21 protein-coding genes and 1 pseudogene are annotated in these 21001 nt (G+C 61.3%); 19 read left to right on the top strand and 3 right to left on the bottom strand.

What is annotated here, in order from left to right; genetic code table 11:
* Positions 1-22: 22 nt before the first annotated feature.
* Positions 23-943, top strand: a complete 921-nt coding sequence (locus V7756_RS03305; protein ID WP_335608738.1) for a LysR family transcriptional regulator — start codon at positions 23-25, stop codon at positions 941-943.
* 29 nt (positions 944-972) lie between these two features.
* On the opposite strand, the gene V7756_RS03300 is transcribed toward V7756_RS03305, so the two are convergent.
* Positions 973-2208 (bottom strand): HD-GYP domain-containing protein, encoded by a 1236-nt coding sequence (locus V7756_RS03300; RefSeq protein ID WP_335608737.1) that lies wholly within the window; start codon positions 2206-2208, stop codon positions 973-975.
* Positions 2209-2400: 192 nt separating this feature from the next.
* On the opposite strand from V7756_RS03300, the pseudogene V7756_RS03295 reads away from it, so the two are divergent.
* The 18 genes and pseudogenes from V7756_RS03295 to V7756_RS03210 all read left to right on the top strand — a co-directional run.
* Positions 2401-2805, top strand: a pseudogene (locus tag V7756_RS03295) (DUF1810 domain-containing protein); the annotation flags it as partial.
* Positions 2806-2808: 3 nt separating this feature from the next.
* Complete coding sequence (locus V7756_RS03290; RefSeq protein WP_335608947.1) at positions 2809-3462, top strand: class I SAM-dependent methyltransferase; 654 nt, start codon at positions 2809-2811, stop codon at positions 3460-3462.
* Positions 3463-3563: 101 nt separating this feature from the next.
* Positions 3564-3965, top strand: a complete 402-nt coding sequence (locus tag V7756_RS03285; protein ID WP_335608736.1) for an antitoxin Xre/MbcA/ParS toxin-binding domain-containing protein — start codon at positions 3564-3566, stop codon at positions 3963-3965.
* Positions 3959-4657: an RES family NAD+ phosphorylase gene (locus V7756_RS03280; RefSeq protein WP_335608735.1), complete on the top strand. Its 699-nt coding sequence runs from the start codon at positions 3959-3961 to the stop codon at positions 4655-4657. Before V7756_RS03285 ends, V7756_RS03280 begins: the two co-directional genes overlap by 7 nt.
* A gap of 535 nt (positions 4658-5192) precedes the next feature.
* Positions 5193-5933 carry a glutaredoxin gene (locus V7756_RS03275; protein ID WP_335608734.1) on the top strand — a complete coding sequence of 247 codons (741 nt, stop codon included), beginning with the start codon at positions 5193-5195 and terminating at the stop codon, positions 5931-5933.
* Between the two features lie 8 nt (positions 5934-5941).
* Positions 5942-6451, top strand: a complete 510-nt coding sequence (locus tag V7756_RS03270) for a DUF305 domain-containing protein (RefSeq protein WP_335608733.1) — start codon at positions 5942-5944, stop codon at positions 6449-6451.
* A 42-nt stretch (positions 6452-6493) separates the two neighbouring features.
* Positions 6494-7150 carry a cytochrome c3 family protein gene (locus tag V7756_RS03265; protein WP_335608732.1) on the top strand — a complete coding sequence of 219 codons (657 nt, stop codon included), beginning with the start codon at positions 6494-6496 and terminating at the stop codon, positions 7148-7150.
* Complete coding sequence (locus V7756_RS03260) at positions 7147-10161, top strand: 4Fe-4S dicluster domain-containing protein (protein WP_335608731.1); 3015 nt, start codon at positions 7147-7149, stop codon at positions 10159-10161. Before V7756_RS03265 ends, V7756_RS03260 begins: the two co-directional genes overlap by 4 nt.
* Positions 10158-11510, top strand: a complete 1353-nt coding sequence (gene nrfD, locus V7756_RS03255) for an NrfD/PsrC family molybdoenzyme membrane anchor subunit (RefSeq protein ID WP_335608730.1) — start codon at positions 10158-10160, stop codon at positions 11508-11510. The genes V7756_RS03260 and nrfD overlap by 4 nt, the downstream gene beginning before the upstream one ends.
* Entirely contained in the window at positions 11500-12027 is a 528-nt protein-coding gene (locus V7756_RS03250; RefSeq protein ID WP_335608729.1) for a DUF3341 domain-containing protein, read from the top strand. The genes nrfD and V7756_RS03250 overlap by 11 nt, the downstream gene beginning before the upstream one ends.
* Positions 12024-12605 carry a c-type cytochrome gene (locus V7756_RS03245; RefSeq protein WP_335608728.1) on the top strand — a complete coding sequence of 194 codons (582 nt, stop codon included), beginning with the start codon at positions 12024-12026 and terminating at the stop codon, positions 12603-12605. Before V7756_RS03250 ends, V7756_RS03245 begins: the two co-directional genes overlap by 4 nt.
* The gene (locus V7756_RS03240; RefSeq protein ID WP_335608727.1) at positions 12602-13693 is read left to right on the top strand and encodes a hypothetical protein; all 1092 of its coding nucleotides are present in this window, start codon (positions 12602-12604) and stop codon (positions 13691-13693) included. The genes V7756_RS03245 and V7756_RS03240 overlap by 4 nt, the downstream gene beginning before the upstream one ends.
* Complete coding sequence (locus tag V7756_RS03235; protein ID WP_335608726.1) at positions 13686-14123, top strand: hypothetical protein; 438 nt, start codon at positions 13686-13688, stop codon at positions 14121-14123. Before V7756_RS03240 ends, V7756_RS03235 begins: the two co-directional genes overlap by 8 nt.
* Positions 14120-14920: an SCO family protein gene (locus tag V7756_RS03230; RefSeq protein WP_335608725.1), complete on the top strand. Its 801-nt coding sequence runs from the start codon at positions 14120-14122 to the stop codon at positions 14918-14920. Before V7756_RS03235 ends, V7756_RS03230 begins: the two co-directional genes overlap by 4 nt.
* Positions 14907-15908, top strand: coding sequence for a cytochrome c oxidase subunit II (coxB, locus tag V7756_RS03225; RefSeq protein WP_335608724.1), 1002 nt, complete (start codon positions 14907-14909; stop codon positions 15906-15908). The genes V7756_RS03230 and coxB overlap by 14 nt, the downstream gene beginning before the upstream one ends.
* On the top strand, positions 15905-17515 hold the full coding sequence (locus V7756_RS03220) for a cytochrome c oxidase subunit I (RefSeq protein WP_335608723.1): 1611 nt from the start codon (positions 15905-15907) through the stop codon (positions 17513-17515). Before coxB ends, V7756_RS03220 begins: the two co-directional genes overlap by 4 nt.
* Positions 17502-18158 carry a cytochrome c oxidase subunit 3 gene (locus V7756_RS03215; RefSeq protein ID WP_335608722.1) on the top strand — a complete coding sequence of 219 codons (657 nt, stop codon included), beginning with the start codon at positions 17502-17504 and terminating at the stop codon, positions 18156-18158. Before V7756_RS03220 ends, V7756_RS03215 begins: the two co-directional genes overlap by 14 nt.
* A 1-nt stretch (position 18159) precedes the next feature.
* Entirely contained in the window at positions 18160-18429 is a 270-nt protein-coding gene (locus V7756_RS03210; protein ID WP_335608721.1) for a hypothetical protein, read from the top strand.
* A gap of 71 nt (positions 18430-18500) precedes the next feature.
* Here V7756_RS03210 and V7756_RS03205 read toward each other — a convergent pair whose 3' ends face one another.
* Together V7756_RS03205 and V7756_RS03200 are read right to left on the bottom strand one after the other, a co-directional pair.
* Positions 18501-19520, bottom strand: a complete 1020-nt coding sequence (locus V7756_RS03205; RefSeq protein ID WP_335608720.1) for a class I SAM-dependent methyltransferase — start codon at positions 19518-19520, stop codon at positions 18501-18503.
* The gene (locus V7756_RS03200) at positions 19517-20893 is read right to left on the bottom strand and encodes an iron-containing redox enzyme family protein (RefSeq protein WP_335608719.1); all 1377 of its coding nucleotides are present in this window, start codon (positions 20891-20893) and stop codon (positions 19517-19519) included. The genes V7756_RS03205 and V7756_RS03200 overlap by 4 nt, the downstream gene beginning before the upstream one ends.
* Positions 20894-21001: the final 108 nt, after the last annotated feature.

The raw sequence follows: 21001 nt of genomic DNA, 5'->3' as shown, positions 1-21001 counted from the left end.
ACAATCCGGGCGAGGCGGGACGATGGACCGATTTGATGCGATGCAGGCGTTTGCCCGAGTGGTAGAGGCCGGTAGCTTTACCAAGGCCGCGGAAACGCTGCACATGAGCAAGACCACGGTCACCCAGCTGATTCAGCAGTTGGAGGCGCGGCTGCGGGTAAAGCTGCTCAACCGCACTACGCGCAAGGTCAATGTGACAGCCGATGGCGCGCTCTACTACGAGCGGGTGATTGAGCTGCTGGCGCAGATGCAGGATGCGGAAAGCAGCTTGTCCGGCGCCTCGGCTGTGCCGCGCGGCAGGTTGCGGGTAGACGTCCCCAGCCCGTTGGCGCGCATGATACTGGTGCCGGCGCTGCCGGAGTTCTACGCGCGCTCCCCGGACATTCAGATCGATCTGGGGGTGAGTGATCGTATTGTCGATATCATCGATGAGAACGTCGATTGTGTGGTGCGCGGCGGTGAGCTGCGCGATCTCTCGCTGATGGCGCGCCGCGTGGGTGATCTCCAGCTGGGTGTATTTGCCGCGCCTGCCTACCTTGAGCGGCTGGGCCGGCCAGCGCATCCGCTGGAGCTGGAAAACACTGCGCATCGTACTGTCGGTTTTCTCTGGGCGCGTACGGGCCGTGCCGTGCCCTACGCCATGCAGAAAGACCAGGAACGCCTGCATATAAAGGGGCAGTATCAGCTGGCGGTGGACGACGGCAATGCCTATCTGGCGGCGGGATTGGCCGGGCTGGGCATTCTCTGGTTACCCACTTACATGAGTGCCGCGCATGAGGCGAGCGGGGAATTGGTGCGGCTGTTCGAGGATTGGGCGCTTGAGCCGATGCCGCTCTATGTAGCTTACCCTCCCAACCGGCACATCAGCCGCAAGCTGCGGGTGTTCATCGATTGGGTGGCTGAGCTGGTAGCCCGGCACGCGCCGGTAGCGGAGCCTGCCTGAATCTTGCCTGCCTGCGCTGCAATGGCGGCTCACACGTGCGCTGGAATCTGCAGCCCCTTGCGTCGGTAGGCCTCAATATCAATACCGAAGGCGCCGCTGCCGTGCACGTCCTTGACGCGCAAAGGCTTGCCTTCGGCATCGACCGTGGTGGTGGCCAGGTCGACCACCTGTTCTCTGCAGGGCCGCTTGTTGGCATCCAGCACGCGCATGACCTTGGGTTTGAGTTTGCTGGTGGGCGAGCAGCCGATGATGATGCCGACCTCGCCGTTGCTGAGTTCAACAATCTCACCGGCGGGGTAGATGCCGATCAGGCGCACAAAGTGGCCCACTATTTCTTCATCAAAATGGCTGTTTACCGCCTCCAGCAGAATTCTCAGCGACTCCAGGCTGGACTTGCCCTTGCTGTATACGCGGTCGCTGTTGATGGCGTCGTAGGCGTCGACCACCGCGATGATCTTGGCAAAGTAGGGGATGCGTCTGGCATCCAGCCCGCGCGGATAGCCTTTGCCATCCAGGCGCTCGTGGTGTGAGTAGGCGACATCCACGGTGGCAGGCGTGACCTGCTGATTACCCATCAACAGCCGCCGCCCTTCGTTGGCATGGCTCTGCATGATGCGCAGTTCTTCTGCGGTGAGTGCGCCGGGCTTGTTGAGGATCTCGTTGGGTACCTTGATCTTGCCGACATCGTGCAGCATGCCGCACACGCCGATCTGCTCCAGCTGATACTCGGCCAGACCAAGCTCTCTGCCCAGGGCGATGGCCAGAATGGATACCCGCAAGGAATGCTCGGCGGTGTAGTAGTCGCTGTTCTTGATGCGCGCCAGCCAGAGCATGGCAGCGGGGTTGCGCAAGATGCTCTGAACGCATTCGCTGACCACCGCCTTGACCGCAGCAACGTCCAGCTCCTGGCCCAGCTTGACCGCTTCGAGAATGCGCAGCGACTCCTCATGCGCCTTGTGCCAGACCGGCGAGGCTTGCTCCACTTCCTGGTTGAACTCAATCTTGGCGACTATGGGTTGCAGTTCAGGGGACTGGGCGTGGTTTTCGATGACTTGCTGCTTTGCGCCAACGCTGCGCCGAGAGTCTACCCAGACGTGTTTGCATACCTGCTGCAGTAGGCGGATTTCCTGCTGCTGACGAATACGGAAGCCCTGAAACAGAAAGCTTGTTTCGGTCCAGGGGCGGTCCAGCTCGGTTACGTACATGCCGATGGTGAGCTGGGCAACGTCGATCTTCATGCGGTCCGTTCTGCTGTTGTCAGGCATGGTGACTCTCGATGAGGGCAGCGGCGCTCTTTTTTCATTGTTTATAAACCATCAGCTTTCATTTTGCTTGTGGCTTTCGCGGCCACCGGGCAACCTTTTGTTAACGGATTTATCAGCACGGGGTCAGACTGCTGCGGAACATGCGCGCCTTCGACCCTCACAGTGAATAACCCTTGCACGGAGCCGGCAAGCATGTCTGATCCCTATCACCTGCAACCTTTTATCGAGGCTCAGGCCGATACCTACACCACCGCCTTGGCTGAGCTGAGGGCAGGTCGCAAGACGTCGCACTGGATGTGGTTCATATTCCCGCAGTTGAACGGTCTGGGGCATAGCGCGATGGCGCAGCGCTACGCCATTGCCGATCTGGACCAGGCGCGTGCTTATCTGGAGCACCCGGTGCTGGGGCCGCGATTGATCTTGTGCGCCCAGGCGTTACTTGAGTGGCGCGAGCTTTCGGCCCGGCAGATCCTGGGTTCGCCGGACGACCTCAAGCTGCGCTCCAGCATGACCTTGTTTGCCGTGGCTGCGCCCGAGCAAAGCATTTTTACCGATGTCTTGAGGGCCTTCTACAGCGGCCAACCTGACGAACGCACCCTGATGCTGTTGGGTAGGGCGCAGTTACTGGAGCCCGCCACAGAATGGGTGCAGGCGACGCGCCAGACGCTGGCCCATTACGAGCAGAATGCCGAAGGCTTTCGCGAGGGCACGCGGGGCCACGATGTGAGCCAGAACATCAATGCGCTGTTGCGGCACATTGAATCGCCAGCGCCCTGGCACATTCTGGATGTGGGCTGCGGCCCCGGGCGCGATCTGCAGGCCTTTACCGCGCTGGGCCATGTGGCAGTGGGGCTGGATGGCTGCGAACGCTTTGTGCAGATGGCGCGCGCCGATAGCGGCTGCGAGGTCTGGCTGCAGGATTTTCTGGCGCTCGACTTGCCGATGCAGCGGTTTGACGGGGTGTTTGCCAATGCGGCGCTGTTCCATATCCCCAGCCGCGCCTTGCCCGGCGCCTTGCGTCAGTTGCATGGCTGTCTCAAGCCGGGCGGGGTGCTGCTCAGTTCCAACCCCCGCGGTGACGATCAGGAGGGCTGGAGTGGCGATCGTTACGGCGCCTATTATCGGCTGGAAACCTGGCAAGCGCTGTTGCAGGCGGCGGGGTTTGTCGAGCTGGAGCATTATTATCGACCGGCCGGTTTGCCGCGTGATCAGCAGCCCTGGCTGGCGAGCCTATGGCGGCGCCCCGGCGAGTGAGCGCGCGTTAGAAGGGCAGCGGGCTTGCGGCCTACTGTATTTGCAAATACAGTATTCTGGGTCTAGTATCTGTGGGTACATATCTACATGGATTCTTCACCATGCTTACTCTGACCGCCGCCGCTCCTGAAAAGACCACCTCTGCTACCGGTCTGCGCGCTGCCGTTGCCATTCTCGACAAGTGGGGTGCGACGGGCGAGCAGGGCGAAGCGATATTGCGTGTCTCGCACAGCACGTACGCCCGCGCCAAGCGCAAGGATGGCCTTACGGCGATCAACCTGGACCGTGATCAACTGACCCGTGTCAGCTTTGTGCTGAACATACATGCCGCCCTGCGCACCGTGTTCGACAATCCAGAGAACCTTTACGGCTTCATGCGCATGCCCAACCACAATCCCTTCTTTCTCGGCCGTTCGCCGCTCGAGGTGATGGGCAGCGGCGATATAGTGGCGGTGTATGAAACCTTCCGGCGCATTGATGTGTTGCGTGGCAGCCAGTGGTAAAGGCGCAAACCCTGCCGGCGCTGCCAGCGGCGGATCTACGTGGCTATCGGCTGGTAAATTCGAAATTCCCGCCCATCGCGATCTTTGATGATGTGGCCAGCGCCGACGAGTTTGAAGAGCTCTACGCCTTGCAGGCGCTGACCAATCCACGGCTGGCCAATCAGGCCGGGCGGCTGGAGATGATCCCGCGCCAGGATATTCCCTTCGGCATTCCCGGTTGCTCCTACGCAGCCGCGCCCTTTACCCATGTGAACCCGGATGGCTCGCGTTTCAGCGATGGCTCCTTTGGTGTGTTGTACCTGGCCGACAGCATGGATACGGCCCTGGCTGAGGTGCGTTACCACCAACAGGTGTATTGGTGCCAGGTGCCGGATCTACGCTACGAGCGCTTTGTGTTCCGTGGTTTGACCACGCGCTTCAATGAAGGCGGCGCGCTGGATGCACTGACCATCGCGCGCAGCGATGCAATCTACGCCCCTGATGATTACAGCGCCTCACGCAGGCTCGGCCGAGAAGCGCTCATGACTGCTGCCGTGGGCCTGCGTTATCACTCGGTACGCCAGCCCGATGGGGTGTGCTGGGGGCTGTTTACGCCCAGGCAGGTGAGCTCTGTAGTGCAGACGGCGCACTACGAGATGATCTGGAGTGGCGAGATTGCGGCAGTGCACAAGCTGTCTACGCAAATTGGCTAGCCTGGTGGGGAGTGACGCTGTGATCCAGCGGGCACTCAACCTTTCCATACCATCACGGCGTCCGGGGTAGTCCCAAGCGCTTCCAATACCTGTCGATCCTCGCAGTACCGACCTAACCCTCCAGTCCCGTTCAGTCCTTTGCGGTTCTTTCCAGTCCCGTCTAGTCAGGAGGGAGCGAGTCCTCGTTGCAGGCCTGCAAGAACGATGGAACGATCCCGCCAGCAGGGCTGTCGACATTTTTAGATACATCTGGCTGCTCACGTGGGGCCGGGCTGCTTCGCAGCTGGTCGAGATGGCACACGACCTTCCCAGGAAGAGCGCAGTGTTTTGACTCGGAGCGCGGTGTTTTGAGCCGGAGCGCGGTGGATCGGGGATAGGGTGATTTTTCCCTGAGACGGCCGGGTTCCATCCCGGCCAGGCGCTCAGGTAGCGCCACTGCCAGAGGATGCTGCTCAGTGTTCAAGGAAGCCTTGGCACGCGTACGACCACAGCAAGCACCAATTTTGCCCACAACCAACACGACAAAGGTGAAGTGATGACGGAGCCGCAACGCGACGCAAAACTCTACCGCATGGTGATGAAAGATCACATTTGCCCTTTCGGGCTCAAATCACGCGACCTGCTCCAACGCGAAGGCTTTCGGGTGGAAGACCACTGGCTGAAAACCCGCGACGAGACCGACGCTTTCAAAGAAAAGCACAACGTGGATACTACCCCGCAAACCTTTATCGGTGATGAGCGGGTGGGTGGCTACGATGATTTGCGCCGCTACTTCGGCAAGTCGGTAAAGGATCCGGACGAAGTCACCTATCAGCCGGTGATTGCGGTTTTTGCCACGGCGGCCCTGATGGCGCTGGGCTTCAGTTGGGCGGCGTTCGATAGCCTGTTTACCCTGCGCGCGGTGGAATGGTTTGTGGCCATCTCCATGTGCGTGCTGGCGATCCTCAAGCTGCGCGACCTGGAAAGCTTCTCGAACATGTTTCTGGGCTACGACCTGCTGGCGCAGCGCTGGGTGCGTTATGCCTTTCTCTACCCCTTTGGTGAAGCACTGGCCGGCATACTGATGATTGCCGGGGCGCTGCTGTGGCTGGCCATCCCGGTGGCGCTGATCATCGGTACCATTGGCGCCATCTCGGTGTTCAAGGCGGTGTATATCGACAAACGTGAGCTCAAGTGCGCCTGCGTGGGCGGCGACAGCAACGTGCCGCTGGGTTTCATCTCCCTGACGGAAAATCTCATGATGGTCGGCATGGCCATCTGGATGCTGATCAAGTAGGAGGGCGCATGTCTTACACACGGTTCTTCAGCATGATTGTCACCTCCACGGTGGTCATGTTCGCTCTGATGTATCTCAATACCTACGCGGTGGAGCACGCTACCTTCAGCCAGACGCGCACCTGGATGGCGCTCTTGATGGGCGCCACCATGGGCATGGTGATGATGCTTTTCATGTGGTCGATGTATGCCAACAAGGCGCTGAATATGGCCACTCTGGGGGTGTGCCTGATTCTGTTTGCCGGTTCGTTATGGCTGGTCCGTAGCCAGGAGACGGTGGACGATGTGAGCTACATGAGCGCGATGATTCCGCACCATTCCATTGCCATCATGACCAGTGAGCGGGCGCATATTCGCGATCCGCGTGTGCGTGAACTGGCAGACGGGATTATCAAGGCGCAGGTAGAAGAAATTGCCGAGATGAAGGCGCTGATTGCCGATCTCAAGGCCAATCCGGTACCCGAGGATGCGCCGGACCTGCTCTCGTACCGCAAGACGGGCGAAGCACCGCCGCCCTGATGACAGATCACAGCAGCAACCGATAAGCCAAGGGAGCCTGAGGTGCCTCAGCTGTTCAAACCCAGCACCAATGGCAAGACGCAGATGCTGCTCGCCGCCATCTGCGCGTTGGTGCTGGCAGGCGCTGCGGTGGCTTTCATGTTGAACAGCTCGCCTTACTCTACGGGAGAGTCGCGTATTGCCCAGCAACCGGTTCCCTTCAGTCACCAGCACCATGTTGGCGAATTGGGGATTCAGTGCGGCTACTGCCATACCAGTTTTACGCGCTCGCCTTTTGCCGGCATGCCGGATACCGCCACCTGCATGACCTGCCACTCGCAGCTGTACACCTCGGCCGACGTGCTCGCCCCGGTGCGCAAGAGCTTTACCGATGAACAGCCGCTGGCCTGGGTACGGGTGCATGACCTGCCGGACCATGTGTATTTCAGCCATCAGGCGCATGTGAACAATGGGGTGGGTTGCGAATCCTGCCACGGGCGGGTGGATCGCATGCCACTCATGCGCCAGGCCAAACCGCTGAGCATGCGTTGGTGCCTGGAATGCCATCGCAACCCCGGCCCGCAACTGCGCGAGATCAGCCAGATTACGGTGATGGGCATTGCCCGCGCAACCGGCTCCAGCGCTGCCACACAGGCGCTACTGAATAAATACGACATTCACCCCAAACGTATGACTGACTGTATGACATGCCACCGATGAGCACCCCAGACTACAACTTGCTGCGCCAGTTGAGCGCCCGCGAGGGCTCAGGCTATTGGCAGAGCCTGGCCGAGCTGGCGCAGCCTGCCGCTGGCGAAACCCACGAGCAGGGCGGTGCGGGTGCTCTGCCGCCGGGCATCAGCAGGCGCAACCTGCTTAAACTACTGGGCGCCAGTGTCGCCATGGCAGGGCTGGCTGGCTGCTCACGCCAGCCGGCGGAGCACATAGTGCCTTACGTGAATATGCCAGAGCATCTGGTGCCGGGGCAGCCGGAATACTACGCCACCAGTTTTACTCTGGGGGGCTACGCGCAAGGGCTGCTGGCCGAAAGTGTGGAGGGCAGGCCGGTCAAGCTCGAAGGCAATCCGCAACACCCGGCCACGCTAGGCGCTTGCGATGCCATTTCGCAGGCCAGTGTATTGGCACTCTACGACCCGGATCGCTCGGCAGCGGTGCGTCATGAGGGCGTGGTCAGTACCTTCCCGGCGTGGCTGACGGACCTTCACCAGCGCCGGCGAACCTGGGATGCGAATCAGGGCGCAGGCTTGTGCTTTCTGACCGCAAACATTACCTCACCCAGCGCCGGGCAGCAGATGCAGGCCATGCGTGAGCGTTGGCCTCTGGCTCGCTGGTTCGTGCACGAGCCGATCGGGCGCGAGGCTGTTTTCGCCGCCAGCCGGGCGCTGTTTGGCCGCGCGCTGGAGCCGCGCTATCAGTTTGATCAGGCCGCCGTGGTGGTATCGCTCGATGCCGACTTCATGCAGTCGCAGCCGGGCTTTCTGCGCTACGCCCGTGATCTGACGGCGCGGCGCCGGCCCAGCGCGCAGCAGGCGCCGCAGTGCCGGCTGTACGCCCTTGAGTCCGTCTTCAGCGTGACCGGAGGCGCATCGGATCATCGCTATCCGCTGGCCTGGCAGCAGGTGGAAGCCGCAGCGCGACAGTTGGCAATGGCGCTTGATGTGGCAGTAGCTCCACCAGCACAAAAGGTGCTGGCAGATGATGTGGTGCAGGCCATGGCGCAGGATCTGCGCAGCGTGGCAGGTGGCGCAGTAGTCGTGCCGGGTGATCAGCAATCGACAGCGGTGCACCTGATTGCCCAGGCCATCAATCACCAACTGGGCGCCGTGGGAAACACGCTCGACTGGATAGAACCTGTGGCGGTCCCGGCCCAAGCTGAAGGTCTGGCCCAACTGGTCGAGGCCATCCATGCGCAGGAGGTGGATTCGTTGCTGGTACTGGACAGCAACCCGATTCAGACGGCGCCGGCCGATCTGAATTTTGCCGCCGCCTATCAGCGTGTAGCCTGGCGAGCGCATTGGGGCGAGTATTGCGATGAAACCGCCAACCTGTCGCATTGGCACCTGCCCGCCACGCATTTTCTCGAAACCTGGGGCGATGCGGCGGCTTACGATGGCAGCCAAAGCCTGGTGCAGCCGCTGATTCTGCCCTTGCACGGCGGCAAGACGCTATTGCAGGTGCTGGCTGCCATTTCGCAGGGTCAGGAGCTGGACGCTCGGCAGTTGCTCATCCGCTATTGGCGCGGCGCTTATGCCGGTGCGGATTTCGAGCGCTTCTGGCAGCAAAGCCTGCATGATGGCGTGATCCGCGATTCGCGGCCGGCTGCGGTCGCTGTGACAGTGCGAGCCGACTGGCAGGGCGAGCTGCTGCCTGCGATCGAAGCCCAACCCGGTGAGCTGGAGCTGCGCTTGATGCCGGATGCCGCCATCTGGGATGGCCGCTTTGCCAACAACGCCTGGTTACAGGAAATGCCCAGACCGCTCACCACCCTAACCTGGCATAACGCGGCGCTGATCAGCCCGGCGCTGGCCGAGCGTCTGGCGCTGGCGGATGGGCAACGGGTCAGCTTGAGCAGCAACGGGCGCAACCTGGAGGTGCCGGTGTTTATCTTGCCCGGCCAGCCGCACAACACCATTGGTTTGGCGCTGGGGCATGGCCGCACCCAGGCCGGCGGCGTTGCCGAGGGCAGTGGCAGCGATGCCTACGCGCTGCAGTCCTGCAAGACGCCCTGGGCTGCGGCGGTCAGCCTGCAACCAACGGAGCGGCATAGCCAGCTCGCTGCAACCCAGGCACACCATGCCATGGAAGGGCGCGACTTGGTGCGCGCCAGTACCTGGCAGCACTATCAGCAAGAGCCCGACTTTGCGCAGCGGCAGGAGCAGTTGATCTCGCTATACCAGGAGCCTTCACCGCAGGTGCATAACGCGGCGCCCAGGGCGGCGGATGCTGAGCAAGCCTGGGGCATGAGCATAGATCTATCCGCCTGCATCGGTTGCAATGCGTGCGTCACTGCCTGCCAGGCCGAGAACAATATTCCGGTAGTGGGCGCGGAGGAGGTGGCGCGCGGACACGACATGCACTGGATTCGCGTAGATCGGTATTTTGCCGGACCGCTGGACAACCCCACAACCGTATTCCAACCGGTGCCCTGCATGCACTGTGAAAACGCGCCCTGCGAGTACGTTTGCCCGGTGGGGGCCACTCAGCACTCCAGTGATGGGCTCAATCAGATGGTTTACCAGCGCTGCGTGGGCACGCGCTATTGCTCGCAGAACTGTCCCTACAAGGTGCGACGTTTCAATTGGTTTGAATACACCGCAGCCGACGCCCCGTACCCCGCGCATCCGGCGGTGCAGAACCCGGATGTGACAGTACGCTCCCGGGGCGTGATGGAGAAGTGCACCTACTGCGTCCAGCGCATCTCCCGCGCGCGGCAGGATGCCGATGCCCAGGGGCGGCCGTTGCACGATGGCGAGCCGCAAACTGCCTGCCAGCAAGCCTGCCCAACCCGGGCCATCGTCTTTGGTGATGTGGCCGACCCCCAAAGCAAGGTAAGCCAGCTCAAGGCGCACCCGCTGAATTACGCCATGCTGGCGCACCTCAACACGCGGCCCCGCACCACCTATCTGGCCGGGCTGAAGAATCCTCACCCGCAACTGGCGTCCGACAAGGCAGCTACCAGCAAAGGCCGCAATGGCGGGGAGGGCGCTTGAGCCTGGACAAGCAGCCGTTGATACCGCCCGACCTGACCCATGCGGACATCTCCCGGCGAATATCGGATCTGGTGCTTAACCAGCCATCGCCCCGTGCCTGGAAGCTCGCGCTGGTTATCTCCGGCCTGCTGACGCTGATGCTGCTGGCGGGCCTGGGCGCCGTGTTCAGCGCCGGGGTAGGGCTGTTCGGGATAAATATTCCGGTGGCCTGGGGCATGCCCATCGTCAACACCATCTGGTGGATTGGCATTGCCCACGCCGGCACGCTGATTTCTGCAGTGCTGCTGCTCACGCGCCAGCCCTGGCGCGCGTCCATCAACCGGCTGGCCGAAGCCATGGCGATGGTCGCCATCATCTGCGCAGGTATTTACCCTTTTCTGCATCTTGGCCGCCCCTGGCTGGCCTATTACCTGTTGCCATACCCCGACAGCATGGATCTCTGGCCGCAGTGGCGCAGCCCACTGGTGTGGGACTTCTTTGCGATTGCCGGTTACCTGGTATTTACCTTCTGCTTTCTCTATCTGAGCCTGTTGCCGGATTTTGCCACGCTACGTGACCGTGCCAGAACGCGTGCGGTGCAGCTGATCTACGCAGTGCTGGCGCTGGGCTGGCGCAGCTCGGCCATTCACTGGGCGCGTTACGAGCGGGCCAACCGGATCATGGCAGCGTTGGCGGCGCCGATAGTGTTCTCGGTCACCGGCATCCTGTCGCTGGATCTGGCGGTGTCGATAGTCCCCGGCTTTCACTTCACCATCTTCCCGCCGTACTTTGTGGCCGGCGCCCTGTTTTCAGGCTTTGCTACCGTTGCCATGCTGGCGGTCAGCATGCGTTCGCTGTTCGGCTTGCAGGATCTGATCACGCGGACGCATCTTGATTATCTGGGCCGCATGATGCTGGTGTTTGCCCTGGTGGTGGATTACGCCTACCTGCAGGAAATGTTCACCGCCTGGTATTCGGCCGATGAGTTCTACCGCGCGGTCTACCTTGACCGCTGGAGCGGACCTTACGCGCCGGTATGGTGGGGCATGATCCTGTGCAATGTGATGGCCGCGCAATTGCTCTGGTTCAGCAGTGTTCGCCGGTTGCCCTGGGCACTCTTCAGTCTTGGGGTGATCGGTAATCTGGGTATGTGGCTGGAGCGCTTCCAGATAGTTTACACCAGCACCCATGCAGACTTCATGCCTTCGGCATGGGACAGCATTTGGCCGACCACCTGGGACTGGGCAATTTATGCCGGCACGCTGGGGCTCTTCACCCTGGTGCTGCTGATCTTTGTGCGCATTGCGCCGCTGGTGTCGATGCACGACATGCGCAAACAGATTCACCGCAGGAGGCAGCATGAGCGCTAGCTGTGGCCATCTGGCACGTTTTGCCAGCGCCGAAGCCTTGCTGTCGGCCGCGCGGGGTGCAAGCGCCGCCGGTTACGCAGAGCTGGATGCCTACGCACCTTTTGCCGTACCGGGCCTGGCAGCGGCCCTGGGCTTTCGCGAACGGCGCATTGGCCCTATGTCTCTGATTGCAGGGCTGGCGGGCGCAGCCGCCGCTTGCTGGTTGCAGTGGTTCTCTGCCGTGCTGGCATATCCCTATTTCGTAGGCGGTAAGCCGCTGGCCAGTTGGCCGGCCTTTGTTCCGGTGAGTTTTGCCGTGGGAATAGTCTGTGCAGTGCTGGCTGCGGTCCTGGGCATGCTGCTGGGCAATGGCTTGCCACGCCCGTACCACGCCGTCTTCAACGATCCGGATTTCGACAGTGCTTCCAGCGCGGCTTTCTTTCTGCTGGTGCCAGAGCAGGCGCAGACTGATGCCAGCAGCATAGTCGCTCTGCTGCAACGCCATGGCGCGCAACAGGTACGGGAGCTGCCAGGATGAAAGCGATACGTTGGCTTTTGCCCGTTGGGTGTTTGCTGTTGTTGGCATGCAATCAGGACATGGACGATCAGCCGCGCTACGAGGCTTATGAAGAGGCGCCCAACTGGCCTAATCTGCAATCGGCGCGCCTGCCGGTCACAGGTACTGTGGCCCGTGGCGCACCTTTGCTCGTTAGCCAAGGGCACACCGCGCAGACCCTGCCCATGCCGCTGACCCTGACCCTGCCGCTGCTGCAACGCGGTCGGCAGCAATATCAGGTGTTCTGCGCTCCCTGCCACGGCGATACCGGGGCCGGAGATGGCAGCGTAGTGCAGCATGGCTTCCCGGCGCCGCCGTCCTATCACAGCGACCGCTTGCGGCAGGCTGCGCTCGGGCATATCTACAGCGTGATTACCGATGGCTACGGCATCATGTATTCCTATGCTGCGCGGGTTGCCCCGGATGACCGCTGGGCCATTGCCGCCTATGTGCGCGCCTTGCAGCTGTCGCAGCACGCAGGCGTGGCTGACCTCACGCCGCAGCAGCGTGCGGCGCTGGATACGCTCATGCCAGCGGTTGAGCAGGAGGCCACTCAATGAAGTCGCGCAGCCGTCATGCCGCCGCGCTCCTTACCCTGGCGTTGCTGGTAATGCTGGCGCTGGTTCTGGCACTGGGCGGGCTGCAATTGCTGCTGCGCGCCTGGCTGAGCGCGACGCTCATCTGGGGCTGTCTGCCGATGGGCGCGCTGGCGGTATTGCTGACGCACAACCTTACCGGTGGGCGCTGGGGGGAACAGAGCAGAGCGGTCTGGCTGGCGCTGGTTGGTAGCATGCCGGTGTTTATTCTGAGTCTGCTGCCGCTGCTGGCGGCAATGGGGCTGTTGTTTCCCTGGGCGCAGCCCGATGGCGAGCTGTCTGAGACGGTGCTGCAAAAACAGCTCTACCTGAACCAGCCCTTCTTTGTTGTGCGCAGCCTGTTCTATCTGCTGGTGTGGAGCTCGCTCGCCTGGTGGTTAACACGCCGCGCTTACAGCCGTAGCGCTGCCATGTCGGCTGGCGGCCTGATCCTCTGGGTGCTCACCCTGAGCTTCTTTTCGGTGGATTGGATGATGTCGCTCAGCCCTGAATTCTATTCCGATATTTTTGGACTTATTTTCTGCATGAGCGTGGCTGGTGCTGCCATGGCCGCTGGGCTGCTGCTGGCGTTGCATGGCTCGCCAGATGGCTTGCCTGTCAAGGTGCAGGAGGATCTCGGCAATCTCTGGCTGGCGGCGTTGCTGGGCTGGGCCTTTGTGAGTTTCGCGCAGTACATCATCATCTGGTCGGGCAATCTGCCGGATGAGGTGCGATGGTTTGTACAGCGCCGGGCAAGCCCTTGGCAGTGGCTCAGTTTCGCAGCGCCGGCGCTGTTTTGTTTGCTGCCAGCGGCGGCCTTGTTGTGGTCGCGTGTCAAGCAGAGTCGCCGCGCATTGTACCTGTTGGCCGCGCTCTGTTTACTGGGCCACGCCTTGCATGTGTGTTGGTTGGTACTGCCGTCTTTTTCTGTTGATGGGGCTGAGTTGCTCGCGACAGCGGTGGCGAGCGTAGTTCTGCTTGGCGTGCTCGGAGCCGTCTATCGGGCGTGGTTGCTGGCGCCTTGGTCCTGGCACAGTGGCAACACCGGAAACAGTGAGCAAAGCCATGACTGAGCAGCCGCGCAAGTATGAGGTGGATAAGCTGCCGGTGCTGAGATTGTGGCTGATCATGTCGGGCGCGCTGCTGCTGGTGTGTGTGGCAAGTGCTGCGGTATGGCAGGTGCTGGAGCCGAACGCGGTCAGTATAACCAGGCCAGCGCAAGGCGAGACGCACTCGAGCAACTGGGGCCAGGCTGCCACGCCGCAACCGCAAGCCGGCGCAGATGAACCCGCAGCGGGCATACAGGAACCGGCAGCAGGCACTCCCGCCGCGCGTCTGGATGACTATGGTTGGGTGAATCGCCAACAGGGGGTGGTACACATACCCATAGCGCAGGCCATGCAACGGCTGGTAGAGCGCGGTCTGCCGCAAATGAGGGAGTCGGGGCAGCGGACTCTGGAAGCCGAGGCGCAACAGCCCGCTGCGCAGGAGCAAGCACCATGAGCCGTAACGTTGCGCCTTTGCTGATACTGCTCGGGCTCTTGGTTGCACTAAACAGTGCCGTGGCAGCTGCGGCGACGTCGTCACAGCAGAACCTGCAAGCCGTGGCCTACGAGCAGCGGGTGGGTGAACTGCTACCAGGGCAGTTACCGTTTCGCAATCAGCGCGGCGAGCCGGTTACCCTCGCTGCCCTGACGGCGGACCACCCCACAGTATTGGTGATGTCGTGGTATGAATGCCCCAATCTCTGTTTCATGTTGCTCGATAATCTGGCTGCCACCATCCAGCAGCTGCCTTTTGCTGCAGAGGATTACCAGGTAATCGCTGTCAGCATCGATCCGCGGGAAACCCCGGCTATCGCACAGAAAACGCTACAGCGCCTGGCTCGTCTGCATCCCGTCGATTTTGCAAATTGGCACCTGCTGACCGCTGACGCCGAAGCGATAACCGCGCTGAGCGAGGCGGTGGGCTTTCGTTATGCCTACGATGCGGTGCGCGACAGCTACGCGCACCCGGCGGGCTTTGTGGTGATATCGCCAGGCGGAGTGATCAACCGGTACGTGTTCAGCCTGGAGCCCAGCGCGCCCGACCTGCGTCTGGCGCTGCTCGATGCAGGGCAGGGCAAGCTGGGCGGGGTGGTCGATCAACTGGTACTGCGCTGTTATCGCTTTGATGCTGAGAGCGGCCGCTACAACCTGGTGGTCATGCGCCTGCTGCAAGGTGCCGGGTTGGTGTTTCTGCTGGCCATGGGCTTGCTGTTCTGCTGGATGCGGAGGCGCAAAGACGATGACGGAAAATAGCCCGGCCATTGTCGATGCCGATGTAGGCTTTCGGCTGATTCCCGAGCAGGCCTCGGCGCACGCGGCCGAGGTGGATCATCTGTATTACGCGTTGATGGGATTATCCGGCGTGCTGGTACTGGTGCTGGTTGGGCTGATTGTGGGCTTCACCTGGCGTTATCACCACCACAGCCGAAGACCCCGCGGACCGGCGGTTGCCGAGCGTACCAGCCACCGTATCGAAATTGTCTTTGCTTGCGGCTTGCTGCTGTTTTTCTTCGGCGTCTTTGCCTGGGCCGGGCAGCTGTATCTGCAGCTGTATCGCGACAGCCCAGCTGATCTGACCATCAATGTGGTTGGCAAACAATGGATGTGGAAGGTCTATCACCCCGACGGCACGCGGGAGATAAACACCTTGCACGCGCCCATTGGTGAGCGCATTCGGCTGCGCCTGACCTCCGAAGATGTGATTCACAGCCTGTCGGTGCCGGCGCTACGGCTCAAGCGCGATGCGGTACCAGGCATGTATACCAGCGCATATTTTACCGCCAGCAAGGCGGGCGAGTATCGATTGTTCTGCGCCGAGTTCTGCGGTGATGCCCATTCGCGCATGCGCGGCCGGGTAATCCTCATGCCGCCTGATGATTACCAGGCCTGGCTCAGGCGCAACGGCAGCGAGGCCGGGCCGGCCGAGGAGGGCAAGGCGCTGTTTTCCAGTTATGGCTGTAGCGGCTGCCACCGCACCGCGCCGCAGGCCCCGGCGCCGGCGCTTGATGGCATCTATGGCCGGGTAGTGCCGTTGGCCGATGGCAGCACCCTGGTTGCCGATGAGGCCTATCTGCACGACGCCATAGTGGCGCCGCAAAAGCATGTGGTCGCCGGCTTTCAACCCATCATGCCCAGCTACGCCGGGCAGATATCGGAAAGTGAAATCATTCAGCTCATTGCCTATCTGCGCTCGCTCAAGGCGGGTGACTGGCGGCGTGAGTCTGCAACGGAGGCCGAATGAAAGAGCCCGACCTGAGCCTGCCGCAGAAGCCGGCATCACCGAGTTATCTGCATGCCGACTGGACGCTGCGGGGCTGGTTCTGTACCCGTGATCACAAACGCATTGCCTGGCTCTATGCACTCTCCATAACGGCCTTCTTTTTCCTCGGTGGCGTTGCTGCGCTATTGATGCGCCTGGAGCTGATTACCCCGGCGGGTGATCTGTTCAGCGCGGGGATGTACAACCGGCTGTTCTCACTGCACGGCATCGTCATGGTGTGGTTCTTTCTGATCCCCTCCATCCCGGCGACCTTGGGCAACTTTCTGTTGCCGATGATGGTAGGCGCGCGGGACATGGCCTTTCCGCGGTTGAATTTATTGTCCTGGTACATCTACACCCTGGGCGGGCTGTTTACCCTGGCAGCGGTGATCGCCGGTGGGGTAGATACCGGTTGGACCTTCTACACCCCCTACGCCAGCCTGTTCTCCAACTCGGCGGTGCTGGCTGCAGCGGTGGGCGTCTTTGTGGTGGGTTTTTCATCCATTCTGACCGGGCTGAATTTCATTGTTACCACGCACACCATGCGCGTGCCGGGGCTCAACTGGTTCCGCCTGCCGCTGTTCGTCTGGGCCAACTACGCCACCGGCATGATCATGGTACTGGCCACCCCGGTGCTTTCGATCACATTGCTGCTGATCGCTGTTGAACGCAGCCTTGGCATAGGCATATTCGATCCGGCGCTGGGCGGCGATCCGCTGCTGTTCCAGCATCTGTTCTGGTTCTATTCGCATCCGGCGGTGTACATCATGATATTGCCGGCGATGGGGGTGGTGTCCGAGATAGTGGCCTGTTTTGCCCGCAACCCCATCTTCGGCTACAAGGGCATGGTGGTGTCCATCATTGCCATAGCGCTCTTTGGGTTTGTGGTCTGGGGGCACCACATGTTCGTCTCCGGGCAGAGCCTGTATGCGGGCATATTGTTTTCACTGTTCAGCTTTCTGGTGGCGGTGCCGTCGGCCATCAAGACCTTGAACTGGACCGCCACCCTGTTTCGCGGCGACGTGCGCCTGACCGCTCCCATGATCTATGCACTATCGTTCCTCGGCCTCTTTACCATCGGCGGTTTGACCGGCATATTTCTCGCTGCCCTGGCGCTGGATGTGCACCTTCACGACACCTATTTTGTGACCGCCCACTTCCACTACATCATGGTGGGCGGCGCGGTAACCGCTTACCTGGGCGGGCTGCATTTCTGGTGGCCGAAACTGACCGGCCGCCTATACTCCCAGGTGTGGTCCAAAGTGGCAGCGCTGGCACTGTTTATCGGTTTCAATCTGACGTTTTATCCGCAGTTTCTGCTGGGCTATGGCGGCATGCCGCGGCGGTATCACGAATACCCTGAGGCCTTTCAGGTACTGCATGTTTTGTCGACGACCGGTAGCGGTGTACTAGCGATGGGTTACTTGCTGCCACTCGTGTATTTGAGCTACTCGTTAGTGCGCGGGCGTCGCGCCGGCCCCAATCCCTGGGGCGCTACCGGGCTGGAATGGCGCACTGGATCGCCACCACCAACCCATAACTTTGACACACCGCCAGATGTCCACAACAAGCCCTATGCCTACAGATGACTGTATAGACGATCCCGTCGCACAGCAGTTCGAAGATCGGCGCCAGCAGAAGCATGCTGCACTGCTGGGCCTGTGGATATTTCTCAGCACCGAATTGCTGCTTTTCGGCGGCCTGTTCCTTTCCTTTGTGATGTACCGCTGGCGCTATCCGGTGGAGTTTGCCGAAGCCGCGAGCCATCTGGATCTGCTGCTGGGCGCGCTGAATACGGCCATCCTGCTGACCAGCGGATTGCTCATGGTGCTGGCCGAGCAGGCAGTAACGGAGCGTCGACGCAAACTGGCATTCGCGTTGCTGGTGGCTGTGGTCGCGGCGGGACTCCTCTTCCTGTTCATCAAGGGCACAGAGTGGCACAAGGAGTACAGTGACAACCTGATGCCGATATGGGGACTGACGTTCCGATATCCGGGTGAGCAGGCGGATATTGCCGAGCTGTTTTTCAATTTCTACTACGTGTTTACCGGCTTGCACGCCCTGCATCTGTCGGTGGGGCTGGTACTGGTGAGCGTCATTGCGGCCAGAGTGTGGCGCTGGCGTTCACCCGGACGGCTCCAGCGTCAGACCATCATGCTCGGCATGTACTGGGCCTTTATCGATATTGTCTGGATTCTCATGTTCACCCTTTTGTACCTGCTGCGGACCTGAGATGAAGCAGGGACGCGCGTGGCTGACCTGGCTGTCGTTGCTGCTGCTGTTGGGGCTGAGTCTGGCCCTGGCGCACTGGATGACGGGCACCACCCAGCACTTTGTCAGCATTGGCTGTGCACTGGTTATGGTTGCGGTGATAGCCGGGGTGCAGATGCGCCTGCGCCGTGCCGATCACATGCACCGGCTGTTTGCTCTCGGTGGTCTGGTATGGTTGGCGCTGCTGGCCATTTTGACGGCCCTTGAGATAGCTACCCGACATAGCCTCTGAGCACTGGCCGGCTAGCGCTAGACAGGCAAATCCCAGCTAGCCAGGTCTGGCGCGGCGAGGCAAACCTAATGCTAGGCCCGGGCCGTTATATCCGCTGCGGGGTGTATTTTGCGGGTCACCCGCAGCAGCACGGCGGCAATACGCTCTACTTCGCGATAGCCAGGCTCCAGCAGTTCTTCACCGAAAACGTCGGGGTCAATTTCCTGGTAGTGCCAGCTGTACTGGCTGTCGTCCAGTTGCTGTTGCAACCAGGGCCGGAAAGGATCGCCGGCCGCCGTCATCGCTACACCGCTGTACAGCAACAGGGTGCCACCGGCAGTAAGGCGTGGCAGGGCGGCTTCGACTATGGCCTGGGTCAGCCCCAATCCCAGTTGCCCGCCACCATGCCGGTAGGCACGACATTGGGGATCTGCCATGTAGGGTGGGTTGGCGACAATCAGGTCGAAGTCGCCAGCAACGTCATTCAACAGGTCGCTGTGCAGCGCATGCATGTTGCAGGCGTCAGCCACAGCTGCGTTGATGCAGCTGAGACTGAGCGCACGCGGGTTTATATCCAACGCCAGCACTTCGGCGGCTGGCCGGGCCAGCGCAATGCTCAGCGCACCCGGTCCCGCGCCGCAGCCAATATCGGCCGCGCGCCAGACGGGTGGGCCCGCTGCGGCAATGCCGCCGGGCCTGAGGAAATCTTCAATGGCGTGCACGAACCGGTAGCTATCGGGCCCAAAAAATACGGCATCGGGTTCGTCGGTGGGGTAATCGGAATGCAGCAGCAACTGATCGCCCACACTGGAGCAGCGAATGGTGCTGCGGTAATGATCCTGCTCCACGGTCAACACCCCAGCCGCCTGCATGCGCCGAATCAGCGCGGGATCGAGCAGCTCAGGCGAGAAGGGACGGCTCCAGCCAAATACGCCGGCCAGATCGCTGGCCTGGGCATTTTCCGGGCGGGCATTCACCCGTGCGTGGGTGGCTGGGGTACAGGTGACAAAACGATAATTACGCCGTTTCAGCTCATGGGTCAGCTCGACCTGCGCCAGTTCGGCGGCAGAGAGAGGGACGGGCAATGCGGGTAAAGGGCTAACACAACTCATCGTAGATACGCCTGAAACTGGCGCGTGGCGTGCAGCCCGGCCGGAGTGAAGTGGGTGGCTGGCGCCATCAGCTCGATCAGGCGCGCCTGCTTTTGCGGCTCCGGCAAGGCGTTGAGCTCTTTGGCCAGGGCGGCGGATTCGGCGGTATCGGCCTCCTGCAGACTGGGGTCAGTGGCAAGCTGTGGGTGACGTCGGTACCGTTTTGGTTCTGGTGCCTGGCTGCCGGCGATCCAGTCATGCAGCAATTGCTGTTCATAGCCGCTGAACACGCCAAACATGGGCGCGCCCGTACCCTGGACCAGGTGCCAGAAGCGACTGTTCTCTGGGGCTTGGTCACGGCGTATCCAGCCCCGTGTCTGCAACGCGGCAAGAAACGCCGGGATCTGCCCCGGCTCACTCAGCCACTGATTAACCGTGCGACCTTCGATCCTGCAGTAATCGGAATGCACCATGCCGGCGACGTTGGCTTTACGCTCGAGCATCTGGACCACCTGCTCATCCAGGTTGAATTCATTGATCACCTGAGTGGAGCTTACGCCCAGGTCGTTGAGCTGGTAGCCGCGTGAGACGCGGCGGTAGAACTCCTGCGTGTCGCCCACCACCGGCAGGTTGGCCAGCACCGCTTGCACAGCTTTCTGGGCATGGCCGGTGCCGCTGTTGTCGATGGTGACATGCAGCTGAAAATAGTAGGGGTCGATGCCCAGCTCAGCGAGTTCATAGCAGGTGATCAGCAAATGCAGCGGCAATTGTTCGTAGCCCAGGTTGTAACCCAGCACCTCGGGCAGGTAGTCGGCTGCCAGCTGGCCGAGAGCCAATTGCAGCGTGCCCTGGTGGTAGAAACGGTCTTCGATATCACCCAGTTCATCGCAATCGTTGCTACTGAGCAGCAGCTGATAAAGCACCACATGGTTCTGCGCCGGCACGCCATCGCCCAGCTCTTCCAGATAGGTGCGCACCAGCGGGCGCAGCGCAGGTTGCTGCCATTGTTGCAGTACACCATAGAGCCAGGCCCCATCTACCATCTTGGTGGGGGCCACGTGGCGCAGGAAGTACAAGGCATGCGCGCGATTGTGAAAATAGCGTCTGGGTTCACCCTGGCGGCGGTCGGCGAGATACTGCGCGTACGCGTCGGTAGTGCGCACGGATCCATCGCGTACCCAGTTCATCAGGTTCTGCGGATCCTCCGGCAACTCGCATTCAAGGCTGGAGCTGTGTTGCAACTGTTCATCGAGAAAATCCCTGGCCTGCAGCAGGGTGTCACTGCTCAGCCGAGGTTGGGGTTGCATGAGGGCCTGATACAACGCCTTGACGGCGCCCTGTTGTTGCAAGTGGGCAGGGCCCTGATAAGCGTCAAACCTGGGCTGCGACTGCATGGTAGTCATCTTTTCCTCACCCAGAGGTATCGCACCTCTGTTTTAGTTATACGTCGGCTTTTCGTTATAGGTCGCGAAATGGCTAGCCGGGGTAGCGGGAGCCGGGTG

This window comes from Halopseudomonas sp. (assembly GCF_036961105.1).
Taxonomy (GTDB): Bacteria; Pseudomonadota; Gammaproteobacteria; order Pseudomonadales; family Pseudomonadaceae; genus Halopseudomonas.
Note: the sequence above shows the minus strand (reverse complement) of the source record. Positions and strands in the feature narration are given on the sequence as shown.